This is a genomic window from Corynebacterium sp. HMSC074A01, assembly GCF_001831515.1.
Taxonomy (GTDB): Bacteria; Actinomycetota; Actinomycetes; order Mycobacteriales; family Mycobacteriaceae; genus Corynebacterium.
The window spans coordinates 211275-228680 of sequence record NZ_KV825630.1; the positions used below are offsets into that span (position 1 = coordinate 211275).

Genomic DNA, 17406 nt, shown 5'->3' on the forward strand with positions numbered 1-17406 from the left:
CCGCCATACGCTGCGCCATGCCGCGTTAACGCTCTCGCAACACCGCGGTTTTTAGCCTGACACCCATGACGAATGCTTCCAGACTCCCGCCGCGCATCATCGGCGTCGACGCCGCCCGCGCGGTCGCGCTCGGCGCCATGATGTGGGCGCATCTGACCGATTCGACCTCGCCGTGGCTCTACGGCTTCCCGTCCGCGCTGTTCGCGTTTCTCGCAGGCGTATCGATGCAGCTGAGCATGCACGCCACCGGCGGGCCGGCGCTGGCGCGTCAGCGTCACCAGGCGATGGTGCGCGGCGCGGCCTTGCTCGCGCTGCACGTGGTGCTCACCCCGATTTCGGGCTCGATCACCGTCGTGCTGGGCACCTTCGGCGCCTGCTACCTCGCGCTCGCCTGCGCCCCGCGCTGGCGCACGCGCACGCTCGCGTTGCTGTGCGCCGCGCTGACGGTGGTCTCCGCGCTGCAGCTGCCGCTGTCGGTTACCGCGCCGCCGTACCCGCTGTTCGAGTGGGCCGCACTCATGGTCGCAGGCATCGTCGCCGCGCGCTTCCTGCCGCGCCTGCCGCTTGCCGCCCCCGTGGGCGCCGCGTGCGCCGTCTTCGGCGTCTGGATGCGCCCGCTTCTCGACGCCCACCAGTACCCCTTCCTCAACCCCAACGGCCACACCGGCGGCCTCATCGCCGTCATCAGCGAAATCGGCTGCTCGCTCGCCGTCCTCGGCGTGTGCCTGCTGCTGTTTGCGCGCTGGTGTCCCTACTCCATCCAGGCGATGGGCCGCACGCCGCTTTCGGTCTACTGCCTGCACGTGGCAACCGCCGCGCTGCTTCCCTCGGGCGAGCTTTCGGCAGCGCTGAATATCGCCGCCGCGGCAGCGCTCGCGTCGGTGTGGCTGCTGTTCTTCCCACGCGGCCCGCTGGAGCAGCTGCTTCGCGACTTCACCCACGCCGCCGCCCGCCAAGACCTTCCCCAACGACACTCTGCAAAGGAGCTTGAATCATGAAAATGTTCCGCCTGACCACCGCTGCCACCGCCGCCGCGCTACTGATCGCCGCGCCCGCGGGTGCGCTCGAATCCCCCCACTTCGCCGACGGCTCGCCGGAGGGCTCGTCCGTCGTCTCCGTACGCACCGCCAACGACGACCCCGCCGACGGTGTGTGCACCGGCACCGCCATCTCCCCGCACTGGGTCGTTACCGCCCGCCACTGCATGGACCACCTGCCCACCCCGGGCGGTTCCGTGCGTGTGGGCGAGGGCGATGACCAGCGCACCATTGCCGTCGATAGCTGGCAGACCGCCCCGGAGGGCGACATCGCGCTGCTGCACACCGCCGAGGACATGGGCCTTGAGCACTACGCGACCGTGGATACAGAGGTGCCCGAGCCCGAGACCCCCGGCACCGTCTACGGCTGGTCCTCGGAAGGCTCCGGCGGCTCGACTCGCCTGCCCATGACCGAAGCCACCATCGACGGGCCCAACCCCATGGCGCTTTTCGACGGCAAACAAGCCCTCACCGTCACCCTCGCCGAAGGTGCCGGCATCCACGGCGGTGACTCCGGCGGCCCGGTTTTCCGCGACGGCAAGCTCACTGGCGTGCTCAGCGCCGGGCTCTTCGTCAACCCCGACGACCCGGAAGAAATCGCGATGGACACCAACGCCGCGGCCTCCGCCGCCCCGCTTGGCGACGCCGCAGAGTGGATCAACGACACCATCGCCACCGACAACGCAGACACAGCCAGCGCAGACAGCGCAGATGGCAACTCGGGCGAGTCCTCCTCCGCCCCGTACATCCTCGCCATCGTGGTCCTGCTTGCTGTGGCGGGTGGTGCGGCGGGGGGGGCGCGGCGTCGCAAAGCATAGGCCCTCTTTGCTGAACCTGAGTGCATGTGGTGCTATAGGTAGCAATATCAGTTGAACCGCATAATATTCTCATGGAAGGTGGCCCACGCACCATGTCCACGCCCGTCGCTAGAAAAGCCCGCGGCTTAAGCCACCGCCACATCCACTTCATCGCGCTCGGCTCCGCCATCGGCACCGGCCTGTTCTACGGCTCCGCCGGCGCGATCCAGGCTGCCGGTCCCTCGGTGCTGCTGGTGTACCTGCTCGGCGGCGCGGTGGTGTACTTCATACTCCGCGCGCTCGGCGAGATGAGCGTGCGTCACCCCGTCCGCGGCTCGTTCGCCGTCTACGCGCGCGAGCACCTCGGCGGGCTCGGCGGCTACATCACCGGCTGGATGTTCGCCTTCGAGATGATGATCGTGTGCCTGGCCGACCTCACGGCCATCGGCATCTACATGAAATTCTGGTTCCCCGACACCCCGGCCTGGGTGTGGATCACCACCACGCTGCTGATCATCGGCGGGGCGAACCTCGCCAGCGTGCGCTGGTTCGGTGAGCTCGAATTCGCGTTCACCCTGATCAAGGTCGTCGCCGTGGTCGGCATGATCGTCGGCGGTGCGGCCATCCTCGCCTTCGGGCTCGGGTCGCAGCCCGAGGCCACCGGCATTGCCAATCTATGGAACGACGGCGGGTTCTTCCCCAACGGGGCCGAAGGCATGATCGCCGCGTTCATCCTCGTGCTCTTTGCCTTCGGCGGCACCGAAATCATCGGCGTCGCCGGCACCGAGGCCGACGACCCGGACCGCTCCATCCCCAAGGCCGTCAACACCGTCCCGGTGCGCATCCTGCTCTTCTACGTGCTGGCCATCCTGGTCATCCTGATGCTCAACCCGTGGCGCAGCATCACCGGCGAGGAATCCCCATTCGTGCAGATCTTCTCCACGCTCGGCGTGAACTGGGCCGCGGGCCTACTCAACCTCGTGGTGATCACCGCCGCGCTGTCTGCGATCAACGCCGACCTCTTCGGCACCGGCCGCGTGCTCACCGGGCTGGCGCGCGAGGGGCTGGCGCCGCGGGCGATGGCGCGCACCGTCCGCGATATCCCCGTAATGACCACCGTGACGCTCTTGATCGTCCTGGTCGTCGGCGTGGTGCTGAATGCGAACTTCCCCAATGTGTTTGAGACGATCGCGGCGCTCGCCACCTTCGCCACCGTGTTTGTGTGGCTGATGATTCTAATCAGCCACCTCGCTTCTCGACGCCACATGAGCGCCACCGAAGCCAAAGCCCTCACCTTCCCCGTGCCGTTTTGGCCCTACGGGCAGTGGTTCGCCGTGGCGTTCATCCTGTTCACCTTCGGCATCATGGTCTGGCAGCCGCAGTACCACCTCGCCCTCGGCGTCGGCGTGGCCTTCCTGGTGATCATGACCGTGCTCTACTTCGCCACCGGCCGCCCGCAGGCGGTGGCCTCGGCGCACACCGAGGACGACTACAAGTAAGCGCCTCTTACGCAGCTCATCTTGCCCGCTTCCGCCCGTATTCTTTCCGAACTTGCCCGACCAAACAAGCAATGGTCATAACATTGTGCAATGATGGAAGGCGGAAGCAATTTCTACCGGCGAACCCGCCGGAGTAAGAGGAGATTCTAGTGAGCATCACGAACCCGTCCACCCCGCACAAGAACATCACCCCGGGCAACAAGGTCGTCCTCATCGGTGCCGGCTCTGTCGGCATGGCCTACGCATACGCACTGATCAACCAGGGCCTCTGCGACCAACTCGCCATCATCGACATCAACGAGGAAAAGACCTGGGGCGAAGTCGAAGACCTCAACCACTCCGTCCCCTACTCCGGCCACAACACCAAGGTCACCGTCGGCACCTACGAGGACTGCCGCGACGCTGCGCTGATCGTCAACTGCGCCGGCGTCGCCCAGCGCGAGGGTGAGACCCGCCTCGACCTGGTCGGCCGCAACGTCAAGATCTTCGATTCCATCAACAAAGAGGTCATGGCCAACGGCTTCAACGGCATCTACCTGGTGGCCACCAATCCGGTCGATGTATTGACCTACGCCACCCAGAAGCAGACCGGCCTGCCCGCCTCGCAGGTGCTCGGCTCCGGCACCGTGCTGGACACCGCCCGCTGGCGCTACAACCTGAGCCAGAAGTACAACGTGTCCGCCACCTCGGTCCACTCCTACATCATCGGCGAGCACGGCGACACCGAGCTGCCCGTCATCTCCACCGGCTCCATCGCCGGCATCGCCCTGCGCAACCGCCTGGCCAAGGAAGCCGAGACCAACCCGGACGTCTACAAGGAAATCGACGAGATGTTCGTCGCCACCCGCGACGCCGCATACAAGATCATCCAGGCGAAGGGTTCGACCGACTTCGGTATCGGCGGCTGCCTCGCCCGCATCACCCGCGCGATCTTCATGAACGAGGACGTCGTCCTGCCGGTCTCCGCCAAGCTCGACGGCCAGTACGGCCAGTCCGACATCTACATCGGTACCCCGGCCGTGGTGAACCGCAACGGCATCCGCGAGGCGATCGAGCTTCACCTCAACGACGAGGAGCTTGAGAAGTTCACGCACTCCGCAGAGACCCTGCGTAACGTGATGAAGGAAGCCAAGCTCGTCTAGCCACTTTCAGGCATGTTTGCCCGCGCGCCAGTTTTGCTGGCGCGCGGGTTTTGTTTTGACCAGAATGCACAGACGGCAGCCCCGAAAGCTGGAGTCTCCCATCATCCACAAATTGCAGAAGCGGGTATAAAACCGTTGCAGAAGCGGGTACGCCACCCGTAACCTGCAGGTTTACGTAGCGCCAAAAACGCATTCACCGCCCCGCCGCGCGTCTAATAAGGGTTATGCCCTTCTCCGTCGAGCACGACCGATTCGACCTCCGCGTAGGCCGAAACCTCGTCGACGAAGCCCTCGTCGTGGCAGGTCAGGATCACCGCCTGCCCGGCGCGCAGCCCTGCGGCGATCTGCGCGTGTGCGGCGGTGCGGCCGCGGGGGTCGAGGGAGGTGTCGGGCTCGTCGAGAAGCACGAGCTCGCGACCCTGCCCAAAGACTTGCCGCAGCTGGGCGAGCCGCAGCTCGGCCTGCGGTAGGTCGAGCGGGTGGGTCTGCGAGTCGCCGCCGGCAAACTCGGCGACCGTGGTCTCGACAACCTGGTCGGCCGCGCGCTGCAACGCGAGCGAGGCGTCGATCGGCGGCTGGTGCCCGTCGAGGCCCGCGAGCGCGCGCAGCAGCGTCGTCTTGCCCGACCCATTCGCGCCGCGCAGCCACAGCACCCCGCCCCTGCGCGGGGCGAGCGGCACCGGGCCGACGCGGAAGGCCTCGCCGGTCCGTTCGCGGAAGTGCCACCACTTGCGCTGCGGCGCGAGGCGGGCGGCGGTGACGTCGCCGAGCTCGATGCGCTCGCCGGCTGTGATGGGCGCGGGCAGTGTGGTGGGTGGGGCGTCGGCAAGCGAGATGTGCATGGCGTCGATGTCGCGCGGCTGATAGCCGGTGATCACCGCGCGCGTGCTGGTCAAAAGCTCCTCAAGCATGCTTGCCGACGCCACATCCAACCCCGCGAACGGCAAATCCAGCACCAACAGTTCGGGCTCGAGGACGGCGACCGTCGCGATGGCGAGGCGGCGAGTCTCCCCGCCGGAGAGGGTGGCCGGGTTGCGCTCGGCGAGGTGCGACAGGCCGACGCGGTCGAGGATCCGCTCGCAGCGGGTCTGCATCTCGGCGAGTGCGATCCCGCGCTGCTCGAGTCCGATCGCGACCTCCTCGATGACGGTGTCGCGCAGGTAGGTCACGTGCGCGCTGGCGTCCTGGCCCACGACGCCGGCGTGCGGCCAGTGCTCGTGGATCTGTTCGGTGAGTCGGGTCAGGCCGGATCCGGAGGGGCCGATGACCTGGACGCGGTCGTGGGTTTCCAGCGCGCGGGCGAGCTGCGTTAGATCCACAGCGCCACCCCCACGCAGACCACCGGCAGCGTCCAGCGCACAGCGCGCTGCAGGGTTGAATCCGGCACGGGCCGCAGCACGGTGCGGGCGCCGGGCAGATCGTAGCCGGCCGTCTCCAGCGCCGTGCCGCGGGCGGAGCCGTGTGTGAGCAGCGCCGTGAGCACCGGCAGGACAAGGTGTGTGATCGCGTTGCGGGCGGTGATGGGGGTGCGCTTGAGCGCTTGGGCGTCGCGGACCGTGTTCACCTGGGCGTGGCCCTGCGGCACGAGCTGCAAGGTCGCGCCCGCAAGGTAGGCAAGCTTGTTGCCGCCGGGCAAAACCTGCACCGCCTTGACTAGGTCCGGGATGCGGATCCACGCCACGGCCGCGATCATGCACGACATCAGCGCGCAAAAGCGCAGGGCAAGCGCTCCCCCGACGGCGAGTCCGTCGGAGGTGAGCAGCGGCGCGATACGGTGGGTGCCGTAAGGGGCGTGAATGAGCAGCATCGAGAGGCCAACCGGCACGGCAAGCGCGAGTACCGCCGCGGGTACGGACACGTTGCGCGTGCGCCACACGCCGAACGCGCACGCGACAAGCACGATCACCGCGCTGGCGAGTGCGCTGTTGAGCCCAAAGACCAGGATCCACCCGCACCCGCCAACAACGAGCGCGGTGAGCGGGTTAAGCGGCATCCGCGGTCCGCGGGGCGAAGGCACGCACGGTGCGCTGCGGCAGCGCCTTGACGGTCAGGTAGGCCACGACCATCACGATGACCTTGTCTACGGGATCGGAGATAAACGCCTGCGTGGTCACCGAGGCGATGAGTGAGCCGCCCATCTCGCGGAAGAGCGAGACGAGTGCGCCGGTGCCCACGCCCGCGGTGCCGCCGTAGACGAACGCGGCGACAGGAGCCGCGACCATGCCGCCGATCAGGCCCAGGACGATGCCGAAGCCGACGACGCGGACGATGGACGACAGCGCGTTGAAGTGGTGAATGAACACGCCGGCGAGGTAGCCGATCAGCGCCGCGCCCGCGGCAAAGGGCAGCGCGGCCGGGTTGAGCAGGCCCCACACGACGTTGTTCAGTGCGCCGGTGGTCAGGCCCGCCACCGGCCCGGCGAGCGCGGCGACCAGCACGGTGCCGATGGAGTCGAGGTAGAGCGGCAGGCCGATCGAGCCGACGATCTCGCCGACGACGGAGTTGATGATGATCGCCAGCGGGATCAGCCCGAGCGTGCGTGCTGGCAGCAGCGGCACGGTGGCGATCAGCAGCAGGGCCGTGCCGATGCCGTAGCCGGCGAGGGTGAGCGTGGCCTCGGTCGCGCCGCCGACGCTCTCCCAGTCGGTCGGGCGCACCAGCACCAGGTAGACCCAGGTCGCGGCGATAAGCAGGGCACCGGCGGCGACGAGGGCGCGGCGCGCTGGTGTCCATTCGGAGGTGGTAAACGGTTGTGACATGGTAAAAAGCTCCCAAGAATCGGTCCAAGAGCGCTTCTGCCTATGTCACCTCGGCGAAGCTGTAGCGCGGTAAGTGTAGCAGCTACTCCTCGGCCTTTAAGTGGTAGGCGGCTTTGAGGTCTGCGTCGCCGGCGGTGAAGCGGGCGTGGAGGGTGCACGCGGCGTCGATAAGCGGCCAGGCGCGGTCGATGTCTGCGGCGGTGACAATGCGCGCGTTCGGCTCGCGCTCCCACATGCCGCGCAGGTCGGCGGCGACGGTGCCGCGCATCAGTTCGCTTACGGCTTCGACGTCGATGGTGGCCTCAAGGGCCGAAACTTCGATGCGGCCGAGCGCGATGAGCACGGTGAGCAGGTCGTGCAGTTGCGCGCAGTAGCCCTCGCCGACGTCTTCGTGGAACTCGAAGTAGAAGCGCGTGATCTCGGGCAGCGCGGCGGCGACGGGCGTGTCCCCCAGCGCGCGGACCAGCGCGTCCAGCCGCGGCGGGTCGAGCACAAACTGCTCGGTCACGCCCAGTGAGCACAGGGTGATCGGCACGGGCGTGCGCGCGAAGACTTCGGCGGCGGCGTGCGGGTCGACCCAGAAGTTCCACTCGGCGGTCGGGGTGGTGTTGCCCGGGTAGTTGACGGCCCCGCCCATCACGGTGATGTGGCGCAGCTGCGCGAAGTGGCGCGGGTGGCGGCGCGCGAAGGTGGCCAGGTTGGTCAGCGGCCCGGTCACGATGAGGTGGAGGTCGTCGGTGCCGCGCTCGATCGCGTCGCACCACAGCAGATCCCAATCGCTCGCGACGTGCCGCTCCGGGGCGTGGGCGTAGCCCAGCCCGTGCTCGCCGTGGGTCTCGGGGGTGGTGGTCAGCGCCAGCTCAAGCGGCTGCGCCTCGCCCGCGGCCAGCGGGATGGCGGGCAGGTTGCACTGCGCAAGGATCCACGCGGCGTTTTGCGCGCACTGCACTGCCTCCACGTTGCCCGCGGTCGTGGTCACGCAGTCGAGCTCAAGCTCGCCCGCGTGGTGCGCCGCCGCAAGGTAGATCAGGGCAAACGTGTCGTCGATGCCGGGATCGCAATCAAGCAGGACTCTCATGGGTTAGCTCCTTTTCGTTTCCTGGCCACACGCAAGCCAGATGCCTATCGACACCACCGCAATCCCCGCACACGCCACAAACGCCACCCCGAAGCCGAAGGCCTCCGCGAGCAGCCCCACCACGATCGGCGCGAAGATCTGGCCCGCGTCTTGCGCCATCTGGAACGTGGAGAGCACCTTGCCGCCGGAGCGGTCGTTGCCGATGATATCCGCCAGCGACGCCTGCTGCGCCGGGCCGATCAGCCCACTGCCGACGCCCGCGAGCACCGAAAGCACAAGCAGCGGCACCACCGAGGTGGCCAGCCCCATCGAGCCGGTAAACAGCGCCGTTGCGGCCAACCCGGCGACAATCAGCGGCTTGCGCCCGAGATTGTCCGCGAGCCTGCCGGAGAACTGCAGCGTCACCGCAGTGCCCAGCGCGAAGGCGGTGAGCGCGAACCCGGCCGCCGCGCCGCCGTTAGTGAAGAAGGCCGCGGCGAACAGCGGCAGGACCGACACGCGCGTGCCGAAGTTGACCCACCCGTGCGTAAACGCGGACGACAGCAGCGCGCGGTAGGTGGGCATGCGCCATGCGCTGGTGAGCTGCATCGGCGGCAGCGGCGGCGGCAGCTGCGCCTTGCCCTGCGGATCGCGGGTCGCCGCCCACACAAACAGCGCGGCCGCCCCCACCATCAATCCGTACACCGCGAACGGGATGCGGAAGCCGAGGAAGGACAGCGCCGCGCCGACGACCGGCCCGATGATGTTGCCGAGCAGAAACGCCGAAGCATAGACCGCGTTCGCGCGCCCGCGTATCGACGGATGTGTCACCCGCACAATCAACGCCTGCGCCGAGAGCGTAAACATCGTCGAGCCAAAACCGGCGATAAAGCGCAGCGCGAGAATCTGCCAGTACGCGGTCGCGAAGGCGACGAAGAAGGTCGCCACCGCCACCACGCTCAAGCCCGTGATGTAGATCGGGCGCGAGCCCAGCTTATCGACGAGCCACCCCGCCCCCGGTGCGCCGAGAAGCCGGGCCGCGGCGAAGACGGAGACCACCGCGCCCGCGGCCGCCATAGACACGCCAAAGCTCGCTGTGAACTGAGGCAGGATCGGCGCGATGAAGCCGTAGCCCAGCGCAATCATGAACGCGGCACCCACCAGCACCCAGATCGTGCGAGGGATCTTCGGTGCGGGGGTTGGCTGGGGTCGAGGGGCAGGCGTAGTCATTGCGAGTAGCGTAGCCCGTCGTCAAGCAAAAGGGCACTTACCGTAGGTATTGCACCGGGGATTAAAATGGGTGTTCGAATATCTAGCTGGCGTGTTCGGGTCGCCTTTTAGAGTGCCAACCATGATGAATTTCAAGCACAGCACACACGCCCCTGTCAGCCACACACCCGCAGCACTTGCCGAGCACATCCACGCCACCGAGCCCGAAGTCGTGGACCGGCTGCGCGCAATCATTCCCCACCCGCGCTCGCTTGCCCGCGAGAGCGCGAGCTGGCGTCCGCCAACAAAGCGGCTCCCCTGGCTCGGCCACGGCACGGAGCTGACCATCGCGATCACCCGCCGCAGGGTTGGCCCGCGCGCGCAGGCCCGCATCCGCGGCTTCGGCGAAACGCGGGTACCCGCCTTCCTCATTGAGGTCCGCATCTCGGACCCGTCCGGGCTGCCCACCGACCGCCGCCTCGCCGAGGCTTGGGTCCGCGCGCTCGTCCCCCGCGACGCCGTGGACGCGATCCACGAACTCCCCTCGCCGCGCACGGCCAACTACGTCTGGCTTACCGACGGCGACTTCGCCCCGGTCGCCTCCCCACCCTCGATGTTTGAGGGGTTGACCGCCGCGTAGTTAGTCCTCGGAGTCTGCTTCCTCGGCGTCCTCGTCGTCGGAGTCTGCGTCAGCGTCCTCGTCGGCCTCGTCGTCAGTGTCGTCGGCTTCTTCGTCGATTTCCTCGTCGTCCTGGCCGAAGATGTCGTAGATGTCCAGCTCGTCGTCCTCATCCTCGAGCGGTAACAGCTGGCCCTCCCACTCCTCGGCCTGGTCGGCGGCGAGCGAGAGGACGTCGAAGAGCCGGTCGACGTCGGTAAACGTGCCCAGATCGAGCACCTCCGCCTCGGAGACGGCTTCGCTGTGGATGGTCTCGAACAGGCGCAGGCGGTCCTCCTCGGTCAGCTCTGCGTCGCCGTCGGACTCCCACAGCTCGCCGATCGCGTCGTCCATGAGGTCGTCGTAGTTGTCGGACAGGGCGATAAAGGTCACCGTGGCCGTCGCCGTTGCGTCGACGACCTCGACGTGGACCTGCAGCTCGGCGCTCTCGCCGACTTCGGCGCGCACCAGCTGGTTGTTCAGGCGGTCCGGGTAGAACTCGAGGTCCTCGATGCGCTCATCGGTGCCTTCGAGCAGGTCGCGCAGGATGGTGATGACCTGGTCGGTCGCCATGTGCTCGGCGACGGTCGCCACCGCGCTTTCCACCGAGAACACCACGGAGACCAGGGCAGCCTCGAACTCCTCGTCGTCCTCGTCCACGTCCGCGGCGGCGATGTAGACGTTGGCGGCGGGCAGCAGCGGATCGATCTCCACAAACTGGATTTCCACCTCGGACGTGATCGGCACGAACATCGTCTCGTCGTGGACGCGGGACTCAATTCCCTCACGGTCAAGGCTGGTTGCAATGTCCTCGAAAAAGCTCATGGCGGCGGTTTCCTTCCACTCTCCAGTCCAAGCCCGTCCTAGCCTAGCGAGGAACACCGCACCACGTCAGCACTTCCGCTCACACCGGCCCGGCCGTGTCGGCTTCTTTCGCGAGGGAATCGATGAGATCTTGGCGGTGCATCCCCCATTCGCGCATGTCAAAGCTCTCCCAGGCGCGCCGCTGCGCCGCCTTCGGGTCATACTCCACGTAGGAGGAGGCCGAAAAGACCGCGGTGGCGCGTCCGGGCTCGGTGTCGCTGCGGAAGCCGTAGATCGGCCACTTCACCCCCGGGTGCGCGTTGTGAAAGAAGGAGCCCCAGTGGTACTGCATGGCGGCGCTGACCTCGTCAAAGTCGGCCTGCTTCGGGAAGGGGTCGAGTTTGGCGGCGCGGGTCGCCTTCGCATCTCCGAAGACGGCGGTGAGCTCGGAGGTGTGCATCGCGCCCAGTCCCAGGCGGCGCATCGTGGTCGAGGCGTAGTCGAAGCGGTACATCCACGTCGGGGCCTTGCGGCGGTGTTCGGTGGCGAGCATGACGGACGGTGCCCAGAACACGGCGTCGGCAATCAGCGCCGCGAACTTGCGACGCGCGTCCACGTGGTCGTAGGCGGCCAGCACCGCGTCCGAGTTGGCCGGGTCGTAGACGCCGAGCGCCCGGCGTGCGGCTTTCAGGCGCGACTTGTTGGTTTGGTAAAGCGCTTTGGCAAAGCTGGCCTCGTCCGAGTTGGTGCCGATGATCAGGGGCACGGCGGCTTGGTCGCCGCGTTGGAACACGTCGATGGGGTGCGCAGGCAGCGTGTGGCCGTCGACAGTCGGCATGAAGCTGGTATTAAACAGGACGAGCTCTTTGCGGTTGAGCAGCATGGACTGACCGACGCGCACGAGCGCTTCGGCGTCGGCGGCGCGCAGGTCTTCGAGAGTGGAGGTGGGTGGCAGCCCCATGCCGTCGAGAAGCTTGCGCACCCACATGGCCGCCTGGACACGCGAGTGCACGCTGGCCACGGGCGGCGACTGCGCGATCGCCCGGTGGAACAGGCCGCGGGCGGCGGGCGCGCACATGAGGTGGATGACCCCGGCGCCGCCTGCGGATTCGCCCATAATCGTGACGCGCCCGGGGTCGCCGCCGAAGTTGGCGGCGTTGTCGTGGACCCACCGCAGCGCAAGGATCTGGTCCAAGATGGCGGGGTTGGCCACGCAGTCGCCGCCAATGCTGCGAAAGTCGAGGTAGCCGAACACGCCGAGCCGGAAGTTGACGGAAATGTAGACGATGTCGGTGGTGTCGGCCAGGTAGTGGCCTTGGAGCACCTTTTCGTGGCTGGAACCGGTAACGAAGGTGCCGCCGTGGAAGTAGACCACCACGGGCAGTTCCTCGTCGTTGTTGGGGCGCACAATGTCGAGGGTGAGGCAGTCCTCGGTGCCAATCACGTTGTCGGTCCAGCCGAAGAAGCCCTGCATGGCGGGCGCGGAGTACGCGGTGGCATTCCGGATTCCGGACCATGGCGCGACGGGTTTCGGGGCGCGGAAGCGTCCCTGCCCGCCAGTGGTGGCACCGTACGGCACGCCACGGAAGGTGCGCACGCCGGTGCGCGGATCCACCTCGCCGCGCACGCGGCCGGCCGTGGTAACGGCGATTGGCTCCTCGGCGTTTGTCATAGCCCCCAGACTAGCGAGCTTTCGCCCCGCGGCCGCCCGATGTAGCAGAATGGAGCAGACATACTGCACTAAAGGACGGTAAAGGAGAGGTATATGGGAGTCTTCTCGCGCCGCAAGAAGGCCGTCGAGCAGGCCAAGCCGGAAAATCTGGCGGAGCTCAAGGAGGTTTCCGGCCCGATTGGCCGCGCGTTTATCAACGCGGTGGAAAAGGCAGTCCAGCTGCAGACCAGCACGATCCGCGCCTACGTCGACTGGCTGCGCCGCCAGGACGAGGACGCCACCCCGGCCCAGGTGCAGGAGCGGATGGATGCGCACTTCCGCAACACCGTCTCCGCCAACGGTGCCGGCGTGGGTGCTGCGGCCGCCGTGCCCGGGGTGGGCCTGATCACCGGTTCGGCCGCGGTGGCCGGCGAGTCGGTCCTCTTCTTGGACCTGGCCGCTTTCTACACGGTGGCCTCGGCGTACCTGCGCGGCGACGACCCGGAGGACCCGGAGCAGCGCCGCTCGATGGTGCTCACCGTGCTTGCCGACGCCGAGGGCCTCGCCGTCGTCGACACCTTCGTCGGGGAAAACGCGACGCGCCTGCCGTCGCGCTCCACGCTCAACCGTTTCGCCGGACCAGGTATGGCCGAGGCGAACGGCATGCTGGCGCGCAGCGCGATGAAAACGTTGCGCAAGCGGATGCGCCGCGCGTGGATCGGCAAGATGCTGCCGCTGGGCCTCGGCGCGATCGCGGGCACGACGGCGAACCGCAAGCTCGCCGACGCGATCATCTCCCGTGTCTCGGCCTCGCTCGCCCCGGTCCCGGCAACCTTTGCCACCCCACTGCCGCCGCGCGAGAAGGATGAGAAGGAGACTGCGGGTTTGAGCCTCGACCCGAAGTCCTACGCAGCCTGGATCCGCAACCTCTTCGACCGCAAGGACGCTGACGAGAAGGAGCGCGCCAACGTCGACGCCGCGGTCGAGGCCACCAAAAACTAGCGCCTATGCCGCAGCAGAGTTCGCTTCACGACGCCCCCGCCGCACACCGCGGGGGCGCGCTGCTGCGCCGTTCCTTTGCGGCCAACCGCACCTCCACGGCGCTCGCCTTCGCCACCGCCACCCTCGCCGCGATACTGCAGGTATTCCTGCCAGCGCTCACGGGCCGCGCGGTGGATATCGCCACCGGCAATGCTTCGGGCTCGACCACCGCCACGGCCTGGGCGATGGTGGGCATCGCGCTTGTCACCTACGCGCTCGGCGCTTTGCGACGCTACGCCTCCGGCCACCTCGCCGCGACCTCACAACACTGGCTGCGCCTGGAGCTTCTGCGCACCCTGCACCGGCTCGACGGCGAAGGCCAGGACGACATTGTCACCGGCCAGATCGTCTCCCGCTCGATTTCGGATCTGAACCAGTACGCGATGGTGCTGGGGCAAACGCCGATGTTTTTCACCCGCGCGATGCAGCTTGCCGGCACGCTCGTGGTGATGTGCACCATGAACCTCTCGCTCACCGCGATGGCACTGTGCCTGCTGCCTGTGATTCTGTGGGAGGCGAACCGCTCCCGCAAAGCGCTCTACGCGGCGACCTGGGTCAACCAGCAGGCCACCGCGGATCTGGCCGAGCACGTCGAAGAGACCATTTCCGGGGTGCGGGTGGTCAAGGCGTTTGGTGGGGAGCAACGCGGCGTCGACAAGCTTGATGCCCTGGGCCGGCACCTGTACGCAGTGAAGATGCGGGCTGCCAAGCTCACGGCGCGCTTCCAGCCGCTGCTGACCCAACTGCCGAATGTGGCGCTGGTGATCACGATCATCGCGGCCGGCCTCATCGTCATCAGCGGCGGGATCACCATCGGCACGTTCGTGGCGTTTACCGCGTATCTGACGTCGCTAACCTCGTCGATGTCCATGCTGACCAACCAGTACGTGCGCCTGCAAATGGGGATGAGCAGCTTCGGCCGCCTCGACCAGGTCCTCGCGCTCGCACCGCACACCACCCCGGCGCAGGGCCAGGCACCGGCCGGCCCCGTCGGGCTCGCCTTCGAACGCGTCACCTTCGCAACCGGCGGCACCACCGTGCTCCGCGAGGTCAGCTTCCGCGTCGCCCCCGGCGAAACGCTCGCGATGGTCGGCCCGCCCGGCGCGGGCAAAACCATGGCCGTGCAGCTCGCCGGCGGCTTCTATCACCCTGACGCCGGGCGCTGCCTGCTTATCGAGGCCCACAGCACCCCCACCGACTACGCCGACCTCTCCCCCGCCGAACTCCGCGCGCGAGTCACCTGCGTCTTCGACGACGCATTTTTGTTCTCCAGCTCCGTCTTCGACAACATCGCGCTCGGCGCGCCGCCCAGCCTTCGCGGCGACGCGCTCACTCGCGCGGTACACGAGGCCGCCCGGCTCGCCTGCGCCACCGAGTTCATCGAGCAGCTTGAAGATGGCTACGACACCACCGTCGGCGAACGGGGCCTGACCTTATCCGGCGGGCAGCGCCAGCGCATCGCGCTCGCCCGGGCACTGATCTCGCGGCCGGAGGTGCTCGTGCTTGACGACGCCACCAGCGCCATCGACGCCGCCACCGAAGCCGAAATCCTGCACAACCTCCGCACGGAACTCGGCGATGTCGCAGTGCTGACCGTCGCGCACCGCCAGTCCACGGTCGACCACGCCGACCGGGTGCTCGTCCTCGAGGCTGGCACCGTGATCGCCGAGGGGCCGCGCTACGAGGTGGTCGCCACCGAGTCCTACCGGCGCTTCATGGCCCCGGGCGCTGACGCGGGCGCCTCCTCGAAACCGACACACTCCCAGCTGTGGCCGGCCGTGGACGCACCTGAGAGGCGCGTCGCAGCAAACGCCGGCCCGCATGCGGTGGTGGCGAACCGGGAGGTGCTCGCGAACGTCGAGAAGCTGCCCCCGGCAAACGAGACACCAGGGCTGGACGAGGCCACGCTTGCGCGCCTGCGCACACCGACGGGTGCGGGCAACGAGTTCAAGGTCTCGCAGCTGTTCCGCGCGGTGCGCGGGCTGATCGCGGCGACGGTCGTACTGCTGGTCATCGGGGTGCTGGCGGACCTGGCCTTCCCGACGCTGATCCGCGCGGCGATCGATCGAGGCATCGCCCCAGCGAATACGCAGGCGCTCTTCACCATCGCCGCGGCCGCTTTCGGCGTGGTCTTGGTGACGTGGGGCGCGAACGTGTGGCTGACGGTGCTGTCGGCGCGCAGCGGCGAGCGCCTGCTCTACGGGCTGCGGCTGCGCTCGTACGCGCACCTGCAGCAGCTGGGCTTAAGCTACTTCGAGCGGCACCTGTCGGGGCGCATCATCACACGCCTGACTACCGACATCGATACCCTCTCCAGCTTCCTGCAAACGGGCCTGGCCCAGGCGATCGTGGCAGTCGGCAGCCTGGTGGGTGTCTCCGCGATGCTTCTGGCCACCGACGGACAGCTCACACTCGTCGCGCTAAGCGCCGTGCCGGTGATTGTTGCGGCCACACTTGTCTTCCGCCACTATTCGCGCCGCTTCTTCCGCGCCGCGCGCACGCAGATCTCCGCAGTCAACGGCGAGTTCGCCGAGCTCATCGGCGGCATCCGCGTCACCCAAATGTACAACGCCGAGCCCCGCGCGGAGGACGCCTTTGCCCGCGCCTCTCTGCACTACCGGCGGCTGCGCATGCGCTCGGTCGCGCTGCTCGCCGCCTACTTCCCCGGCATGCAGGCGATTTCGCAGATCATGACGGCCGCCGTCGTCGGCGTCGGCGCGCAGCGCGTGGCCGAAGGCGAGCTCTCCGTCGGCGTGCTCGTCGCCTTCACCATGTACCTCGGCCAGCTTTACGGGCCGATTCAGCAGCTGGGCCAGATCTTCGACTCCTGGCAGCAGGCTACCGTGAGCTTCGAGCGGATCACGCAGCTTCTCGACGAGCGCACCACCGTCCCCGACCACGGCACCAACCCGACCGCCGCCGAGGCCGCCCGCGGCGTGCTGGCGCTGGATGGGGTGGACTTTGGATACGGGGGCGTCGACAAGCATGGGGCTCCGCACCTCGTCATCGAGGACATGGGCTTGCGCGTCCAGCCCGGCGAGACGATCGCCCTGGTAGGCCCGACGGGCGCGGGCAAATCCACCGTGGTCAAGCTTTTGGCCCGCTTCTACGACCCGACTCACGGCCGCATCACCGCAAGCGGCACCGATATCAGCGATTTCCCGCTGCCCGCGTGGCGGCGGGCGCTCGCCCAGGTGCCGCAGGAGTCCTACCTCTTCCCCGGCACCGTTGCCGATAACATCGCCTACGGCTGGGACATCGGCGACGCAGTGCGCGGGCGCGAGGCCGAAATTGAGGACGCGGTGCGCAGGCTCGGTGCGCTCGATGTCATCGCGGCGATCCCCGGCGGCTTCAACGCGCCCGTAGGCGAGCGCGGCCGGGGCTTAAGCTCGGGTCAGCGCCAAATCATCGCACTCGCGCGCGCGGAAATGCTGCGACCGGACGTCGTGCTTCTCGACGAAGCCACCGCCACCCTCGATCCCGCCACCGAACACGCGGTGCTCAACGCCGCCGACCGCGCGACGGCCGGGCGCACCTCAATTATCGTGGCGCACCGGCTGCTGACCGCGAAACGAGCCGACCGAATCATCGTGATTGATGGAGGACGTATCATAGAGAGCGGGACACACGAAGCCCTCGTGAACTCGGCAGGAAAGTACGCCCAAATGTGGGCAATTAACCGAGATCGGGGGTAGGCAACAATGGTGTCGTGGAAGAATGCAGTAGAGATTTTAACGCTCTACTGACCAAGA

Annotated in this window: 14 protein-coding genes; 7 read left to right on the plus strand and 7 right to left on the minus strand. The window is 67.7% G+C overall.

What is annotated here, in order from left to right:
- Window positions 1-65: 65 nt before the first annotated feature.
- The 4 genes from HMPREF2550_RS10720 to HMPREF2550_RS10735 all read left to right on the plus strand — a co-directional run bounded on the left by HMPREF2550_RS10720 (window position 66) and on the right by HMPREF2550_RS10735 (window position 4475).
- Window positions 66-998, plus strand: a complete 933-nt coding sequence (locus HMPREF2550_RS10720) for a DUF418 domain-containing protein (protein ID WP_070791022.1) — start codon at window positions 66-68, stop codon at window positions 996-998.
- Window positions 995-1855 (plus strand): trypsin-like serine protease, encoded by an 861-nt coding sequence (locus HMPREF2550_RS10725; RefSeq protein WP_070791023.1) that lies wholly within the window; start codon window positions 995-997, stop codon window positions 1853-1855. The genes HMPREF2550_RS10720 and HMPREF2550_RS10725 overlap by 4 nt, the downstream gene beginning before the upstream one ends.
- A 92-nt stretch (window positions 1856-1947) precedes the next feature.
- On the plus strand, window positions 1948-3333 hold the full coding sequence (locus HMPREF2550_RS10730; RefSeq protein ID WP_070791024.1) for an amino acid permease: 1386 nt from the start codon (window positions 1948-1950) through the stop codon (window positions 3331-3333).
- 149 nt (window positions 3334-3482) lie between these two features.
- On the plus strand, window positions 3483-4475 hold the full coding sequence (locus tag HMPREF2550_RS10735; RefSeq protein WP_371441184.1) for an L-lactate dehydrogenase: 993 nt from the start codon (window positions 3483-3485) through the stop codon (window positions 4473-4475).
- Between the two features lie 212 nt (window positions 4476-4687).
- On the opposite strand, the gene HMPREF2550_RS10740 is transcribed toward HMPREF2550_RS10735, so the two are convergent.
- The 5 genes from HMPREF2550_RS10740 to HMPREF2550_RS10760 all read right to left on the minus strand — a co-directional run bounded on the left by HMPREF2550_RS10740 (window position 4688) and on the right by HMPREF2550_RS10760 (window position 9521).
- A complete protein-coding gene (locus tag HMPREF2550_RS10740) occupies window positions 4688-5794 on the minus strand; it encodes an ATP-binding cassette domain-containing protein (RefSeq protein WP_168167714.1) in 1107 nt (368 codons plus the stop codon).
- Window positions 5785-6468 carry an energy-coupling factor transporter transmembrane component T family protein gene (locus HMPREF2550_RS10745; RefSeq protein ID WP_070791027.1) on the minus strand — a complete coding sequence of 228 codons (684 nt, stop codon included), beginning with the start codon at window positions 6466-6468 and terminating at the stop codon, window positions 5785-5787. Before HMPREF2550_RS10745 ends, HMPREF2550_RS10740 begins: the two co-directional genes overlap by 10 nt.
- Window positions 6458-7234, minus strand: a complete 777-nt coding sequence (locus HMPREF2550_RS10750; protein ID WP_070791029.1) for a glycosyl transferase family 9 — start codon at window positions 7232-7234, stop codon at window positions 6458-6460. The genes HMPREF2550_RS10745 and HMPREF2550_RS10750 overlap by 11 nt, the downstream gene beginning before the upstream one ends.
- Window positions 7235-7316: 82 nt before the next feature.
- Window positions 7317-8312, minus strand: a complete 996-nt coding sequence (locus HMPREF2550_RS10755; protein WP_070791031.1) for a nucleoside hydrolase — start codon at window positions 8310-8312, stop codon at window positions 7317-7319.
- A 3-nt stretch (window positions 8313-8315) separates the two neighbouring features.
- A complete protein-coding gene (locus HMPREF2550_RS10760) occupies window positions 8316-9521 on the minus strand; it encodes an MFS transporter (RefSeq protein ID WP_070791033.1) in 1206 nt (401 codons plus the stop codon).
- A gap of 121 nt (window positions 9522-9642) precedes the next feature.
- Between HMPREF2550_RS10760 and HMPREF2550_RS10765 the strand changes: the two genes are divergently transcribed.
- Window positions 9643-10140 (plus strand): hypothetical protein, encoded by a 498-nt coding sequence (locus HMPREF2550_RS10765; RefSeq protein WP_070791035.1) that lies wholly within the window; start codon window positions 9643-9645, stop codon window positions 10138-10140.
- Here HMPREF2550_RS10765 and HMPREF2550_RS10770 read toward each other — a convergent pair whose 3' ends face one another.
- Both HMPREF2550_RS10770 and HMPREF2550_RS10775 read right to left on the minus strand, forming a co-directional pair.
- Complete coding sequence (locus tag HMPREF2550_RS10770) at window positions 10141-10983, minus strand: hypothetical protein (protein ID WP_070791037.1); 843 nt, start codon at window positions 10981-10983, stop codon at window positions 10141-10143. It abuts the gene before it with no gap.
- Between the two features lie 79 nt (window positions 10984-11062).
- Entirely contained in the window at window positions 11063-12634 is a 1572-nt protein-coding gene (locus tag HMPREF2550_RS10775; RefSeq protein WP_070791039.1) for a carboxylesterase/lipase family protein, read from the minus strand.
- A gap of 93 nt (window positions 12635-12727) precedes the next feature.
- On the opposite strand from HMPREF2550_RS10775, the gene HMPREF2550_RS10780 reads away from it, so the two are divergent.
- Window positions 12728-13615, plus strand: coding sequence for a hypothetical protein (locus HMPREF2550_RS10780; protein WP_051904798.1), 888 nt, complete (start codon window positions 12728-12730; stop codon window positions 13613-13615).
- Between the two features lie 5 nt (window positions 13616-13620).
- On the plus strand, window positions 13621-17349 hold the full coding sequence (locus tag HMPREF2550_RS10785; RefSeq protein WP_070791041.1) for an ABC transporter ATP-binding protein: 3729 nt from the start codon (window positions 13621-13623) through the stop codon (window positions 17347-17349).
- The last annotated feature ends 57 nt before the right edge of the window (window positions 17350-17406 follow it).